The 15,035-nt window shown below is 73.4% G+C and carries 13 protein-coding genes; 6 read left to right on the top strand and 7 right to left on the bottom strand.

Features of this window, described 5'->3' with window-relative positions:
* Positions 1 to 67 precede the first annotated feature (67 nt).
* The 3 genes from AC29IT_RS09800 (at position 68) to AC29IT_RS09790 (ending at position 3,181) form a co-directional block, all read left to right on the top strand.
* Positions 68 to 1,852, top strand: coding sequence for a DUF2637 domain-containing protein (locus AC29IT_RS09800; protein WP_488218486.1), 1,785 nt, complete (start codon positions 68 to 70; stop codon positions 1,850 to 1,852).
* Positions 1,853 to 1,959: 107 nt separating this feature from the next.
* Positions 1,960 to 2,625: an HAD family hydrolase gene (locus tag AC29IT_RS09795; protein WP_488218485.1), complete on the top strand. Its 666-nt coding sequence runs from the start codon at positions 1,960 to 1,962 to the stop codon at positions 2,623 to 2,625.
* Between the two features lie 187 nt (positions 2,626 to 2,812).
* A complete protein-coding gene (locus AC29IT_RS09790; protein WP_488218484.1) occupies positions 2,813 to 3,181 on the top strand; it encodes a VOC family protein in 369 nt (122 codons plus the stop codon).
* Between the two features lie 7 nt (positions 3,182 to 3,188).
* Here AC29IT_RS09790 and AC29IT_RS09785 read toward each other — a convergent pair whose 3' ends face one another.
* The gene (locus AC29IT_RS09785) at positions 3,189 to 5,138 is read right to left on the bottom strand and encodes a vWA domain-containing protein (protein ID WP_488218483.1); all 1,950 of its coding nucleotides are present in this window, start codon (positions 5,136 to 5,138) and stop codon (positions 3,189 to 3,191) included.
* The gene (locus AC29IT_RS09780) at positions 5,138 to 6,541 is read right to left on the bottom strand and encodes an ATP-binding protein (protein WP_358446918.1); all 1,404 of its coding nucleotides are present in this window, start codon (positions 6,539 to 6,541) and stop codon (positions 5,138 to 5,140) included. Before AC29IT_RS09780 ends, AC29IT_RS09785 begins: the two co-directional genes overlap by 1 nt.
* A 290-nt stretch (positions 6,542 to 6,831) precedes the next feature.
* Here AC29IT_RS09780 and AC29IT_RS09775 point away from each other — a divergent pair, with 290 nt between their 5' ends.
* The gene (locus AC29IT_RS09775; protein WP_358446921.1) at positions 6,832 to 8,046 is read left to right on the top strand and encodes a serine hydrolase domain-containing protein; all 1,215 of its coding nucleotides are present in this window, start codon (positions 6,832 to 6,834) and stop codon (positions 8,044 to 8,046) included.
* A 219-nt stretch (positions 8,047 to 8,265) separates the two neighbouring features.
* On the opposite strand, the gene AC29IT_RS09770 is transcribed toward AC29IT_RS09775, so the two are convergent.
* A complete protein-coding gene (locus AC29IT_RS09770) occupies positions 8,266 to 9,060 on the bottom strand; it encodes an SCO1664 family protein (protein ID WP_358446849.1) in 795 nt (264 codons plus the stop codon).
* A gap of 6 nt (positions 9,061 to 9,066) precedes the next feature.
* Positions 9,067 to 9,633: a DUF3090 domain-containing protein gene (locus AC29IT_RS09765; RefSeq protein ID WP_358446846.1), complete on the bottom strand. Its 567-nt coding sequence runs from the start codon at positions 9,631 to 9,633 to the stop codon at positions 9,067 to 9,069.
* Between the two features lie 248 nt (positions 9,634 to 9,881).
* On the opposite strand from AC29IT_RS09765, the gene AC29IT_RS09760 reads away from it, so the two are divergent.
* A complete protein-coding gene (locus AC29IT_RS09760; protein ID WP_358446844.1) occupies positions 9,882 to 10,814 on the top strand; it encodes a S66 peptidase family protein in 933 nt (310 codons plus the stop codon).
* A 20-nt stretch (positions 10,815 to 10,834) separates the two neighbouring features.
* The gene (locus tag AC29IT_RS09755) at positions 10,835 to 11,464 is read left to right on the top strand and encodes a nucleoside/nucleotide kinase family protein (protein WP_358446841.1); all 630 of its coding nucleotides are present in this window, start codon (positions 10,835 to 10,837) and stop codon (positions 11,462 to 11,464) included.
* A gap of 22 nt (positions 11,465 to 11,486) precedes the next feature.
* On the opposite strand, the gene AC29IT_RS09750 is transcribed toward AC29IT_RS09755, so the two are convergent.
* The 3 genes from AC29IT_RS09750 to AC29IT_RS09740 are packed head-to-tail and all read right to left on the bottom strand — an operon-like array spanning position 11,487 to position 15,033.
* The gene (locus tag AC29IT_RS09750; protein ID WP_488218482.1) at positions 11,487 to 13,079 is read right to left on the bottom strand and encodes a dipeptide ABC transporter ATP-binding protein; all 1,593 of its coding nucleotides are present in this window, start codon (positions 13,077 to 13,079) and stop codon (positions 11,487 to 11,489) included.
* Positions 13,076 to 13,999, bottom strand: a complete 924-nt coding sequence (locus AC29IT_RS09745; RefSeq protein WP_488218481.1) for an ABC transporter permease — start codon at positions 13,997 to 13,999, stop codon at positions 13,076 to 13,078. Before AC29IT_RS09745 ends, AC29IT_RS09750 begins: the two co-directional genes overlap by 4 nt.
* Positions 13,996 to 15,033, bottom strand: a complete 1,038-nt coding sequence (locus AC29IT_RS09740; RefSeq protein WP_488218480.1) for an ABC transporter permease — start codon at positions 15,031 to 15,033, stop codon at positions 13,996 to 13,998. Before AC29IT_RS09740 ends, AC29IT_RS09745 begins: the two co-directional genes overlap by 4 nt.
* Positions 15,034 to 15,035 lie beyond the last annotated feature (2 nt).

Genomic DNA, 15,035 nt, shown 5'->3' with positions numbered 1-15,035 from the left:
CAGGTGATGGGTTAGTTACTATCCGGCACTGCCGAGCGTGCCGTCACGCGAATCTGGAGGACACCCCGTGCATGACGCCGCCAAGAGCAGCGAGCACTCGACCAGCAGCCCGATTCCGAACGCGGAGCCGCTTCCCAGCGCCCCCCGCGATCGCGGAAGCCGCTCGCTGTCCATCGCCGCGCTGATCTTCGTGGCGATGGCCGCCGTGATGGGCTGGGGCGCGAGCTTCGTCGGCCTGCACGAGTACGGCATGCAGTCGATGGCCGGGTTCACCTACTGGTCGGCGTGGCTGGTGCCCGCCACCTTCGACGGCGCCGCGTTCGCCTGCACCCTGATGACCTACCGCTCCTCCATCAACGGCCGCTCCGCGGTGCGCGGCCGCATCCTGATGTGGGCGTTCACCGGCGTCAGCTCGTGGATCAACTGGATCCACCAGCCGAGCCAGGAGGCGCAGATCGTCGCCGCCGGGCTCCCCATCGCGGCGGTCGCGGTGTTCGACGTGGTGCTGCTGGAGCTGCGCGCGGACTACGAGGCCAAGCACGGCATGCGCGGGTTCCGGCTGCGGCCGGGCCTGCTCGTGCTGCGCTGGATGGTGGACCGGCGCAGCACCGCCGAAGCGTTCCGCAAGCAGGTCATCGACATCCCGGTCGAGGAGATCGCCGGGCTCGGCACCCTGGCCCCGCCCGGAACCCGCCGCGCGAACGCGCTCAAGATCGCGGCGCAGGCCGAGCAGGAGCAGCAGGCGGCCGGCGCGATCGGCGAGCGGGAGACCGAACGCGTCGAACCCCGCGCGGAGGTCCAGCCGCGCGTCGAGGCCGAACCCGCCGCCAGGACCGAATCGTCCACTTCGGACGACGAACGCGCCGAGAACTCCCGGAACGCGCCGCGGACCACCTCGAACGAGACCTCCCGGGCCACCGAGCCCGCGGCGCAGCGCCCGGCCGCCGAACGCGCCGCCGCGTCCTCGGTCCGGGCCGGTTCCACCGCCGCGGAGACCGCGGAATCCGGCTCGACGGCGCGGGATTCTGCGACGGCCGCGACGACGCCCAGGGCGGCGGCGAAGACCTCCGCCGCCGCGACGAGCTCCGGCGTCACCACGAAGAGCTCCGGCGTCACCACGAAGAGCTCCGGCGTCACCGCGACGAGCTCCGGCGCTTCCACGAAGAGCTCCGATGCTTCCGCGACGAACTCCGGCCCTTCCGCGAAGGCGTCCGGTGCGGTCGCGGCGGACGCCGCGGATTCCGCCGCCGAGGCGCGGGAATCCGGCACCACCGCGCAGGACGAACGGCCCGCGACCACCGCGCGGAACGCGCAGCGGCCCGCCGAGGAGGCGCGGTCCGAGCTCGCCACCGGCGGCACCGCGGACGCCCCCACGGTCACGCTCGAACTGCCGAAGGTCACCGCCGAGCAGGACGACCGAGCCGCTGCGCCCACCCCCGAGACCGGCACCTCGGAAACCGACACCCCCGAGACCGACACCTCGGCGACCGAGGCCGCGAAGACCGGGGCCGCCGCGAAGACCACCGCCAAGTCCGGCGCCGCCAAGCAGAAGCCCGCCGCGACCACCGCCGGCGGCGCGAAGAAGCCGACCGATGTCCAGGACACCGAGCAGACGCTCACCCTGCCCCCGGTCCCGGACGGGCCGATGAGCGACCAGGACAAGCGGTCCGCGGCCCGCTACGACTACCGCATGTCGGTGGCGGCCGAGCAGCCGGTGAAGCCCGCCGAGCTGGCCAAGCGCTACGGCCTCTCGGAGAGCTGGGGCCGCCGCCAGATCAACGCAGCCCGCAAGTCCATGGCCCAGGAAGAGGCCCATGAGAAGTCCCAGCTGGTCGGCGCCGACCAGAGCTGATCACGCGAGGTGATCGGCCCGGCCGGGAGGCGCGGGCCGTTCACCTGAGCGGAGCTGGACGCCGGCGACCGCGGTCCGCGAGAGTCGCGGGGACGACGGGAGGGCCCATGCCGAGCGGCCACATCGTGTGGGACTGGAACGGGACGTTGCTCGACGACGGGGACGCGATGATCGGCGCGGTCATCGCGGCGTTCGCCGACGCGGGCCTGGTGGTGACGGTCGAGGACCACCAGCGGCTGTTCACCCGGCCGATCTCGGCGTTCTGCGAGCGGCTGGCGAACGGTCCGCTGGCGGCGGCCGAGCTGGCGGAGCTGCTCGGCGGGTTCGACGAGCACTACGCGCGGGCGCTGCCGGACCTGGCACTGGCCGTGGACGCGGAGGCCGCGCTCGCCGGGTGGGCGGCGTCCGGCGGCACCCAGTCGTTGCTGTCGATGTGCCCGCACGAGGTGCTGGTCCCGATGGTGCGGGCGGCCGGGATCACCGGTTCCTTCCGGCACGTGCAGGGCCGCAGCGGCGAGTTCGCCGACACCAAGGCCGCGCACGTCCGCGCCCACCTGCGGGAGCTGGGCGATCCGGATCCGGCGCGGGTGGTGTTCATCGGCGACACGGTGGACGACGCGGCGGCGGCCGCCTCGGTCGGCGCCCGCTGCGTGGTCTACCACTCGGGCCGCAGCGCGCTGCACGCCCGCGAGCACTTCGCCGGGTCCGGTGCTCCGCTCGTCGAGAGCCTGACCGAGGCGGTCACCACCGCCCGCGAGCTCCTCGCGACCTGACCACGCGGCCTCCGGTGACCGGTCGAGAACGCGGACGGGCGCGGTGGCCGAGCGGTACGATCACCGCGTGATGACCAGTCAGGCCGGTACCGGCCGCTCCCGGGACGGCCACCTGGTCGGCGGCTGATCCGCGCGCCCCCTCGTCGGCGAGTGCACTCGACGTCACCCGCACCGACCGAGGAGGACCGTGGCAGCCCGCTTCGACCACACGATCATCGCTTCGACGGATCCGGCCGAGATGGCCGAGTTCTACCGGGACCTGCTCGAGGCCGACGAAGCCCCGTCGTGGGGCCCGTTCGTCAACGTCCGGCTCCCGGACGGCGTCCTGCTGCAGTTCGCCACCCCGCCGGTGGAGTTCCCGCCGCAGCACTACGCCTTCCGGCTGGACGACGCGCACTTCGACCGCGCCCGCGCGCGGATCGCCGACCGGGACCACTGGGCGGACCCGCAGCGCACCCGTCCCGGTGAGATCAACACCGGCCACGGCGGCCGCGGCGTCTACCTCCTGGACCCGTCGGGCCACTACCTCGAACTGCTCACCGGCTCGTACCTGTGAGGGCCCGTCAACGCCGGCGCTTGGTGCGGAGGTAGTCGCCGACGACCGCCGCGCCGAGCCCGTCGGCGGTGGGGGCGACGACCCGGCCACCACCGCGGCGGGCGACCACGTCGACGAACGCCTCCAGGCGGGGGTCCTCGCCGAGCATGAACACGCTGAGCGTCGCGCCCAACCGGTGCAGCGAGTCCACTTCGGACAGCGTGACGCCGAGGGTGCGCGGAGTCGGCGGGTACTGGAACACGGCTTCGCCGTCGGGTTCCAGGTGCGCGGTCGGTTCGCCGTCGGTGACGACGAGGACCACCGGCTGCGCGTCCGAGTGCCGCCGCAGGTGCCTGCCGGCCAGCAGCAGCGCGTGGTGCAGGTTGGTGCCCTGCTCCCAGGTTCCCTCCAGCGCCGCCAGTTCTCCCACGTCCACTGCGGACGCGTACCGGCCGAAGGTGACCAGCTGCAGGGCGTCCGAGCGGAACCGGGTGGCGACCAGGTGGTTCAGCGCCAGCGCGGTGCGCTTCATCGGCACCCAGCGGCCGTCCTGCACCATCGACCACGAGGTGTCCACGCACAGCGCCACCGCCGCCCGGGACCGCTGCTCGGTCTCGGCGACTTCCAGGTCCTCGATGTCCAGCCGGGGCGCCGACGGGCCCGCCGCGGCGCGCCGCAGCACCGAGTTCCGCACGGTGCGGACCGCATCCCACGGTTCGGTGTCCCCGTACGCCCACGGCCGGGTGGTCCCGGTGAGCTCCCCCGCCGCGCCCGCCCGGTCCGTGTCGCGGTCGCCCTTGCGGGAACGGAGCTGCGAGACCACCGACTGCAAGGCCGTCTCGCCGAGCCTGCGCATCGCGCGCGGGCTCAGCCGCAGGTTCCCGTCCGGTCCGCGCTGCAGCAGGCCCTGCCCGCGCAGCTGCTTCTCGATGTCCGCGAGCCGCTGCGCGTCCACCACGGCCCGTTCGCCGAGCTGCCGCTCCAGCGCCTCCAAGTCGATGTCCTGCAGGCTCGCGCCCGGGTAGGACTGGCCGAGCTGCTCGGCCAGCTGCTCCAGCTCGCCCAGTTCGGCCATCGCCTCGGTGGCCTCCGCCAGGCCCATCGGCTGGTCGCCGCGGAACCGGCCGCGGCCGGACCAGTCCTCGCCGGGGCGCAGCGAGCGCAGCTGCTGGTCCATCCGGTTCAGCGCCTCGCCGATGCGCGGGTCGCCGAACGCCTGCCGGGACAGCTCGGCGAGTTCGGCGCGCTGCTGCTCGCTCATCGAGTTCAACATCCGCTGCGCCGCCGCGGACCGCGCCGCCAGCGCGTCGACCAGTTCGTCCACGTCGCGCGGGTTCTCCGGGAAGAACTCGCCGTGCTCGGCCATGAAGCGCTCGAACCGCTCCGGCACGTCGGCGTCGCCGCGGGCGTGCGCGGCCAGCAGCTCGGAGAGGTCGTCGAGCATCGCGCGGACCCGCTCCACGTCCTCCGGCGAGGTGTCCTGCAGCGCCTGCTTCATGCCGCGGAAGCGCTGTTCCAGGAGTTCGCCGCCCAGCATCCGCTGGATCTCCTCGAACGTCTCGCGCGCGTCGGACGAACGCCAGTCGTACTCGGCGAGCTCCCGCACCGAACCGCCCGCGTCCGGCGGCAGCGCGCCCAGCTGCATCTCCCGGAACCGCGCGTCCTCGCCGTCCTCGGCGGCCAGCGCGGCGCGCTCCTGCTCCAGGGCGCGGTCCAGCAGCCTGCGCACCTCCCGCACCGTGCCGTCCAGGTTGTGCCTGCGCTGCAGTTCGCTGCGGCGCTGCCACAACCGGCGGGTCAGCTCGTCGAGGCCCGTGGTGCCGCGGGTCCCGGTGCGCAGCAGCTCCTCCAGCGCGGAGCGCGGCGACGCGCCCTCCATCACGTCCCGGCCGATCTGGTCCAGCGCGGACCGCAGGTCCACCGGCGGTTCCAGCGGATCGGAACCACCGTGCCAGGCGCCGTACCGGAACCGCGGCATCAGCCGTACACCGACCGCTGCTCGTCGGTGTCCTTGGCCAGCTTCTTCGCCAGGTACAGCGCTTCCAGCGCCAGCTCCACCGCGCTCGCGATGCGCCCGACCGGATCCCCGGCGCGCACGTCCAGCCGCTCGGCGACCTGGTGCAGCACCGGCAGTTCCGGCAACGCCCGCAGCACGTCGGCGCCCGCCACCCGCTCACCGGTGGCGACCTGGTGCCCGCCGGTGACGGCCGAGATCAGCGAACTCAGGTCCAGCCCGGCGAACAGGCCGCGGGCCGTGTCGGCGACCGAACGGCGCAGCAGGTAGCGGAGGATCTCGTCCTCGCGGCCCTCCTCGCCCGCTTCGAACTCCAGCTTGCCGCGCAGCACGGCCGGAACCGCGTCCAGGTCCACCGGTCGCGCCACCGCCGGTTCCTCCCCGGTCAGCGCCGCCCGGTGCAGCGCGGCCGCGGACACCGTCTCGGCCGCCGCGATCGCGAACCGCGCCGACACCCCGGAGCGCTGGTCGACCGCCGAGGACTCCCGCAGGTGCCCCACGAACCGGGCCAGCACCTCCAGCAGGTGGTCGCCGACCTCGGCCTCCAGCAGCGCTTCCTGCCGGATCAGCGAGATCTCGTCGTCCAGCTCCACCGGGTAGTGGGTGCGGATCTCCGCGCCGAAGCGGTCCTTGAGCGGGGTGATGATCCGGCCGCGGTTGGTGTAGTCCTCGGGGTTCGCCGTGGCCACCAGCAGCACGTCCAGCGGCAGCCGCAGGCTGTAGCCGCGGACCTGCACGTCCCGCTCCTCCATCACGTTCAGCAGCGCCACCTGGATCCGCTCGGCCAGGTCCGGCAGCTCGTTGATGGTCACGATGCCGCGGTGCGCCCGCGGTACCAGTCCGAAGTGGATCGTCTCCGGGTCGCCGAGGGACCGTCCTTCCGCGACCTTCACCGGGTCCACGTCACCGATGAGGTCGCCGACCGCGGTGTCCGGGGTCGCCAGCTTCTCCACGTAGCGGTCCTCGCGGTGCCGCCACGCGACGGGCAGCGCGTCGCCCTCCTCGGCGGCGCGGCGGATCGAGCCCGGGGTGATCGGCTCCAGCGGGTGCTCGTCCAGTTCGGAGCCGGGGATCACCGGCGTCCACTCGTCCAGCAGCGCCGTCAGCCCGCGCAGCAGCCGCGTCTTGCCCTGCCCGCGCTCGCCCAGCAGCACCACGTCGTGGCCCGCGATCAGCGCGCGCTCCAGCTGCGGCAGCACGGTGCGCTCGAAACCGACGATGCCGTGCCACAGCGGATTCCCCGAGCGCAGCGCGGTCAGCAGGTTGCGGCGCACCTCGGTCTTCACGCTGTACGGCAGGTGTCCGCTGGCACGCAGCTCCCCCGCCGTGCCGGGCAGCCCGGGGGGTGGGGTCCGAGAATTCGTCACCCGTTCGACGCTACTCGCTCGGCCCGGCCGCCGCGAACAGGTCTCGCCAGGAGAAACGCCGCCGTGCCAACGGGATTCCGCCGCCGACGGCGATTCCGGTGATCAGCGGCCCGCCGTCCGCCGGGAACCCGCGCGGAAACCGCCCGCGCCCCCGCGCGTGGCGCACCCGGACCGTTGGCGACCGGTGACAACGCGATCGCGCAGCGCGACGACGTGCCGGGGAACACGCTGGCACGCCGTCGGTACCGGCGAGTAGAAAGGTGACGGCCCCGGCGAAGGAGAATGATCAAGTGCAGCTGCAGACCGATCCCGTCCAGGCGGGTTTCGACCCCGAGCGCCTCCGGCGCATCGACCGCCACTTCGCGGAGTACGTCGCCGACGGCAGGCTCCCCGGCTGGCAGCTGCTCATCGCCCGGCGCGGCGTCGTCGCGCACTTCAGCTCGCACGGGCAGCGGGACATCACCACCGGCGCGCCCGTCGAGGACGACACGATCTTCCGGATCTACTCGATGACGAAGCCGATCACCTCGGTCGCGGCGATGATGCTCTACGAAGAGGGCGCCTTCGAGCTCACCGACCCGGTCGGCGCGTTCATCCCCTCCTTCGCCGAGCAGCGCGTCTACACCGGCGGGCCCGCGCGCGCCCCGCAGACCCGGCCCGCGACCGAACCGGTGCGGATCTGGCACCTGCTCACCCACACCTCCGGGCTCACCTACGGCTTCAACCGGCTCAACCCCGTAGACGAGATCTACCGGCGCACCGGCTACGAATTCGGCACCCCCGACCAGGACCTGGCCGGCGTGTGCGACGACTACGCGGCGATGCCGCTGCTGTTCGAACCCGGCACCGCGTGGAACTACGGGGTGTCCACCGACGTGCTCGGCCGCGTCGTCGAAGTCGCCTCCGGCATGGGGCTCGACGAGTTCTTCCGCACCCGCATCTTCGAACCGCTCGGCATGACCGACACCGGGTTCGCGGTGCCCGCGCAGGACAAGGACCGGCTCGCCGCCCTGTACCTCGCCGACTCCGCGGGCAAGGCCACCGTGCCGAAGAACCCGCCCGCCGACGCCGCACCGCGCGCGCTGTCCGGCGGCGGCGGACTGGTGTCCACCGCCCACGACTACCACCGGTTCACCGGCATGCTGCTCGGCGGCGGAGCGCTGGACGGAGTGCGGCTGCTCAGCGACCGGACGGTGCGCTACATGGGCCGCAACCACCTGCCCGGCGGCGCGCACCTGGACCAGATCGCCAACGGGTCCTTCTCCGAGGTCGCCAACGCGGGCAAGGGGTTCGGGCTCGGCTTCGCCGTCGTGGAGGACCCCGTCGCCTCGCACGTGATCTCCACGCCCGGCGAGCTGTCCTGGGGCGGCCTCGCCAGCACCGCGTTCTGGGTGGACCCGGCGGAAGAGCTGACGGTGCAGTTCTTCACCCAGCTCATCCCGTCCGGCACCCACCCCATCCGCTCCCAGCTCCACCAACTCGTCTACCAGGCCCTGGTGGACTGAGGAGTCGGCTCGTTCTGCTTCGGGGGCGGGTGGCGGAACCTCAGCGGGATTCTCGCTGCGGGATCTTTTTCCCAAGTGGCTCCGCCACGAGGGAAAAAGCTGTCCTCGCGAGAATCCCGCTGAGAACCCGCGGCGGTGCCGGGTGCGTGCGTGGTCGCCGCTCAGCGGCTGCGCCGCTGACAAGAGGACTACGGAGAAGCTCTGGGGCGTTCGGCTCGGTCAGAACGCTGGCCAGGGGATGGCGGGCCAGTCGCCGGAGGGGGCCGGGAACTCGTCGGCGGTGAGCAGGGCGTCGACCCGGTTGACGAGCGCCTGCACCTCCTTCGGGGTGATGTGCTCGGCCAGCCGGGGCGCGACATCGCCCTCCAGCAGGGCGCGGAACCGGCTCAGCGCCTCCACCGCGTCCGCGGGAAGCCGCTCCCCGATCCAGCCCCACAGCACCGTGCGCAGCTTGTTCTCCGCGTTCAGGCTCACGCCGTGGTCCACGCCGAACACCTCGCCGCGCGGCGAGTGCAGCACGTGCCCGCCCTTGCGGTCCGCGTTGTTGATCACGATGTCGAGCACGGCGAGCCTGCGCAGCTCCTCGTGCGCCGAATGCACCAGCAGCACCGGGTCACCGCGGTGGTCCTGGGCGCGCAGCACCGCGCGCCAGCCCGCGGGCACCTCCGACGGCGGCACCAGGTCCACCAGGTCGGAGTCCTCCTCGGTGTCCACCCACAGCTGCACCATGCCCGGGCCGAACGGCCCGTCGCGCAGCAGCGTCGGCGGGATCAGGTTCCAGCCCAGCGCCTCGGCCACCAGGAACGAGCCGACCTCGCGCCCGGCGAGGGTGCCGTCCGGGAAGTCCCACAGCGGCCGTTCCCCGCGCACCGGCTTGTACACGCACTCCGCCGCGACGCCCTCGTGCTCGACGGAGCAGAAGAGCGTGGCGTTCGAGGCTTCGACGAGCCTGCCCTCGACCTCGATGCGGCCGTGTGCCAGGACCTCGCGAACGGCCGGATCATCGGGGTGCACGGTCGGTTAGTCCTCCTCGGAGCGGCGGTACCCGTTCTGCCGCGGGCAGATGTGCCCCTCCGAGTCCAGCGGTTCCCCGCACAGCGGGCACGGCTTGCGGCCCGCGTTGAGGACCCGTTCGGCGCGCTCGGCGAACGCGCGGGCGTCGGCGGGGCTGAGGAACACGCGGACCGCGTCCGGACCTTCCTCGGTGTCGTCGAGCACCACCGACTCGTCGATCTCCTCCTCGGTGACCGCGAGCAGTTCGACGACGACGGCCTCGGTCTCGGCGTCCCAGCCGAGGCCCATGGTGCCGACGCGGAACTCCTCCTCCACCGGGACCGCGAGCGGGTCGGTGTCGAGCGAATCGTCCGGCGGCGCGGCGGGCAGTTCCGCGTCGAAGCGGCGCTGCACCTCCTCCAGCAGCGCGCCGATCCGTTCGGCCAGCACCGAGACCTGCTGCTTCTCGAGCTGCACGCTGACCGTCCGGACGTCCTCGGACGCCTGGAGGTAGAAGGTGCGCTCGCCGGGTTCCCCGACGGTCCCTGCGACGAACCGGTCGGGCTGGCGGAAGACGTGGATGACACGAGCCATGGCACCTTCGACAGTAGGCCACCCGGCCCGCGGGCCGCGAAGCCGTCCCCTGTTCGGCCCGGCACGGTCCCTCAGCAGCACCGTCGGCACCACGCGGGCACCTGCGCCCCTCCGGTGCGGGGGGTTCACCCGACCCGCTCGTGCTGTTCGCCGAACGCGAACACACCGCCGCGGGCTGCGGTCCCGATCACCGGCGGCCCGCTACGCTCTGGCCACCCACGATCCGGCCCTCCGGACGGAGTCATGCCATGAGCACCCGTGAACGACACCGGCCGACGCGGCTGCGGGCGGGCGACACGGTCGCCGTGGTCGCCCCGGCGGGCCCGGTGCCCGCCGACCAGCTCGACGCCGGGTTGGAGCTGCTGCGCGACTGGGACCTGCGGGTCGTGCCCGGCAAACACGTGCGCGAACGCCACCCCCGGCTGCGCTACCTGGCGGGCGCCGACGCGGACCGGGCCGCGGACCTGCAGCGGGCCTGGTGCGATCCGGAGATCGACGGCGTGCTGTGCGCCCGCGGCGGTTACGGCTGCATGCGGGTCCTCGACCACCTGGACTGGACGGCGATGGCCGCGGCCGGGCACAAGGTCTTCGCCGGGTCCAGCGACGTGACCGCGCTGCACGACGCGTTCGGCGCGCGGCTCGGCGTCGCCACCGTGTTCGGGCCGATGATCGGCACCGGCGCGTTCGTCGACGACGCCCCGGCCCGCGAACACCTGCGGCGCACCCTGTTCACCCCGGAATCGGTGACGATCCTGACCCGCGGCGGCGCGGAGGCGCTGGTGCCGGGGCGGGCGCGCGGCATCACCTACGGCGGCAACCTGTCGCTGCTCGCCGCCGGGCTCGGCGCCCCGGACGCCGCGCCGCCCCCGGTGCGCGGCATCGCGCTGCTGGAGGACGTCGACGAGGACCCGTACCGGCTGGACCGGGCGCTGACCCAGCTGCTGCGCGCCGGGTGGTTCGACCGGGCCAGCGGCATCGCGCTGGGCTCGTGGACCGGGTGCGGGCCGGTGGACGAGGTGCGGGCGGTGCTGCGCGACCTGCTCGGCGATCTCGGTGTCCCGGTGCTGTGGGAGCTCGGCTTCGGGCACTGCGCGGCGCAGCGCACCGTTCCGCTGGGGGTGGCCGCCGAACTCGACACCGCGGCGCAGCGGCTGAGCGTCCTGCAACCCGCGCTGCGGTGACCGTCGGGTAGAACGGCGGGATGCGGGTTCGGGCGATCACTCCGGAGAAGCTGGCGGGCGAACTCGCCGACGCCGTCGACGCCATGCGCTGCCGGTGGCCGCGGATCGCGGTCGACGGGGCCGCCGCGGCGGGCACCGCGGACTTCGCCGACGGGCTGGTGGAACCGCTGCGGGTGCGCGGCCGCGAGGTGGTGCGGGTGCGGATGGCCGGGTACGTGCGGCCGGCTTCGCTGCGGTTCGAGCACGGCCGGGACGATCCGGACTCGTTCTACGAGAGCTGGTTCGACCTCGCCGGACTCCGCCGCGAAGTGCTCGACCCGCTCGCCGAGGACGGGACCGGGGAGGTGCTGCCCGCGCTGTGGGACGCCGCGACCGACCGGTCCCCCAGGCTCGACCGGGTGCGGCTGCCGGAACGCGGCGTGGCCCTGGTGGACGGCCCGCTGCTGCTGGGCGCGGGCCTGCCGTTCGACCGCGCGGTGCACCTGTGGCTGCCGGGTGCCTCGCTGGCGCGCCACACGCCCGAATCCGAGCGCTGGACGCTGCCCGCCTTCGACCGCTACCACGCCGAGGTCGCCCCGGAACGCCTCGCCGACCACGTGATCCGCGTCGACCGCCCCGGCCACCCGGCCGTCGTCGACGCCTGGACCTGACCCGGAGTCCGCCGGTAGCCGATCACCCGGGACGGCGGTCCAGGGCGGGGACCGCCGCCAGCAGGGTCTTCGTGTAGTCGTGCCGCGGGTCGAGCAGGACCTGTTCCACGGTGCCGACCTCCACGATCTCGCCCCGGTACATCACCGCGACCCGGTCCGCGATGTTCCACGCCAGCCCCAGATCGTGCGTGATGACCAATGTGGACAGTCCGCGTTCGACGCGCAACCGCAGCAGCAGCGCCAAGATCTCCCCGCGCACCGTCGCGTCCAGCGAGGCCACCGGCTCGTCCGCGACCAGCACCTGCGGTGCCAGCACCAGCGCCCCGGCGATCACCACGCGCTGCCGCTGCCCGCCGGAGAGCTCGTGCGGGAAGCGGGACAGGAACGTCGACGCGGGCCGGAGTTCGGCAGCCTCCAGCGCCGCGGTGACCTTCGCGGCCTCGTCGACGACGTCGCCGTGGATGCGCAGTCCCTCGGCCACGGCCTCGTAGACGGTGTGCCGCGGGTTCAACGCCCCGGTCGGGTCCTGCAGCACCAGCTGCACCCGCCGCCGGTAGTCGCGCAGACCGGTGCTGTCGGTGGGCAGCGGACTCCCGTCGAACAGCGCCCGGCCCGCGGTGGGCCGTTGCAGGCCGAGCAGGGTGCGGGCCAGCGTCGTCTTGCCCGAGCCGGACTGCCCGACGAGCGCGACGACCTCGTCCTCGCCGACCTCCAGGTCGACGCCGCGCACCGCGCGCACCGCCGCCCCCGAGCGCGCCGGGAACTCCACCACCACGCCTTCGGCGGCCAGCAGCGGCCGCCCGGCGGGCCGGGCCGGTTCGACGAGCCGGAACCGCGGGTCGCCGACGGTCGGGAACGCGTCGGCCAGCGCCCGGCTGTGCTCGTGCTGCGGCGCGCCCATCACCTGCTTCGACGGCCCGTGCTCGACGATGCGGCCCTCGTGCATCACCGCGATCCGCGCGCAGCTCGCCGCCAGCACCGACAGGTCGTGGCTGATCATGAGCAGCGCGATGCCGCGCTCGGCGACGAGCCTGCCCAGCAAGGCCAGCACCTGGGCCTGCACCACCACGTCCAGCGCGGTCGTCGGCTCGTCGGCGATGATCAAGCGTGGGTCGCAGGCGAGCGCCATCGCGATCATCACGCGCTGCTTCTGCCCGCCGGAGAGCTCGTGCGGGTAGGCGTCGGCGCGGTCGGCGGGCAGCTCCACCGATTCCAGCAGTTCCGCCACCCGCCCGCGCAGATCACCGGTGGCGGTGCCGTGCAGTCGCATCGGTTCGGCGATCTGCGCGCCGACGGTGCGCACCGGGTTCAACGCGTGCATCGCGCCCTGGAACACCACGGAGGCGGTGGACCAGCGGGCCGCGCGCATCCGGCCGAAGGACAGGCCGCGCACGTCCTCCCCGTCCAGCAGCACTTCCCCGTCGAGCACCGCCGAGCGCGGCAGCAACCGCAGCACCGACATCGCCAGCGTCGTCTTGCCGCACCCGGATTCCCCGGCGAGGCCGAGGGTGTCGCCGGGTTCCAGGCTCAGGTCCACGTCGTGCACCGCGGGCACCAGGCCGTCGGCGCCCCGGTAGGAGATCGACGTGCCGCGCAGCGTCAGGATCGGGCTCATCGATTCCCCCGCAACCTCGGGTTGAACACCGCTTCCATCGCCCGGCCGCACAGCGTGAAGCTCAGCACCACCAGCACGATCCCCACACCGGGCGGCAGCAGGTACCACCAGGCCCCGCCGGTGACGGCCCCGGTGTCCATCGCGGACTTGAGCATCGAGCCCCAGGAGACCCGGCTCGGGTCGCCGAGGCCGAGGAACGACAGGGTGGACTCCATGATGATCGCGCTGGCCACCGACAGCGTGGTGTTCGCGAACACCAGCGGCAGCACCGCGGGCAGCACGTGCCTGCCGATGACGTGCCGGTTCCCGCCGCCGAGCACCTGGGCGCGCTCGATGTAGGGCCGGGCCTCCACGGTGAGGGTCTGCGCCCGCACCAGCCGCGCGGTGGTGGGCCAGGAGGTCACCCCGATCGCCAGCACGATCGTGCCGAGCCCCCGGGAGAGCACCGTGGACAACGCGATCGCCAGCACCAGCGCAGGCAGCACCAGGAAGAAGTCGGTGAACCGCATCAGCAGCGCGTCGGTCCAGCCGCCGAAGTGCGCGGCGAGCACGCCCACCACGGTCCCGATCACCACCGACAGCACGGCGGCGGCCAGCCCCACCAGCAGCGACACCCGAGCGCCCCACCAGGTCAGCAGCAGCACCGAGCGCCCGGACTCGTCGGTGCCCAGCCAGGCCGACCCGCTCGGCGGCTGCAGCGCCTCCTCGGTCACCTTCGTGACGTCCAGCCCGGTCTGGTCGGTGAGCAGCGGTGCCAGCAGCGCCAGCGCCGCGATGAGCACCAGCAGCACCAGCCCGACGAGCCCGCCGCGGTCGGCGCGGAACACCCGCCACGACTCGCCCGCGGCCGCCCGCCTGCGCGCGCGCACCAGCCGGGCCGCGTCCCGTTCCGGCGGGATGACCGGTTCGGCGGCCGTCATGCCGCACGCACCCGCGGGTCCAGGACCCGGTAGAGCAGGTCCGCCACCACGTTCATCACGATCACGCTCCCGGCCAGCACGATGAAAGTGCCCTGCAGCAGCGGCAGGTCGGGCACGCGCAGCGCTTCGAAGGTCAGCAGGCCCAGCCCGGGCCACGAGTACACCGTCTCCACCGTGATCGCGCCGCCGACGACCAGCCCGAGGTGCAGGAAGATCAACGTCACGGTGGGCAGCAGCGCGTTCGGGACCGCGTGCCTGCGCCGCACCAGGTCTTCGCGCAGGCCCTTCGCGCGCGCGGTGGTGAGGTAGTCGGCGCCCATCTCCTCCAGCAGCGAGGAGCGCATCACCATCAGGTACTGCGCGTAGATCACCGCGACCATGGTCAGCGCGGGCAGCACCAGGTGCCGCGCCACGTCCAGCACCTGCGAGATCAGCACCGGCGGCGTGTCCGGCGAGACCATGCCGCCGACGGGGAACAGCCCCGGGATGGGCCCCACCCCGACGCCGAACACCATGAGCAGGATCAGCCCGAGCCAGAACGTCGGCACCGACCACAGGGTCAGCGCGATGGAGGTGGAGGCCTTGTCGAACGCGCTGCCGTGCCGCCACGCCGCCCGGGTGCCCATCCACAGCCCGAGCGCGACGGCCAGCACGGTCGCGGTGCCCACCAGCAGCACCGTCGGCCAGAACCGCTCGGCGATCAGCTCCGCCACCGGCCTGCTGTAGGTGTAGGAGGTGCCGAGGTCACCGCGCACCAGCGCACCGAGGAAGTCGACGAACTGCTTCCACAGCGGCTGGTCGAGCCCGAGCCGCTGCCGCAGCTGTTCGAGCTGCTCGGCGGAGACGGGCGCGCCGCGCGTCATGGTGCGCACCGGGTCGCCGGGCAACACCCGGAACAGGAAGAACCCGAGCACCGCCACCAGGAACACGCTCACCAGCCCGCCCCCGAGCTTGCGCGCCAGGTATCCCGGCCAGCCACCGCCGGTGCGGCCCCGGGCCGCCTGGTCGCCGGCTTCGACCGTCAAGTCGGCCATGC

The organism is Saccharopolyspora sp. MMCC62 (assembly GCF_057736575.1).
This window is presented reverse-complemented; position numbering and strand designations above follow the sequence as displayed.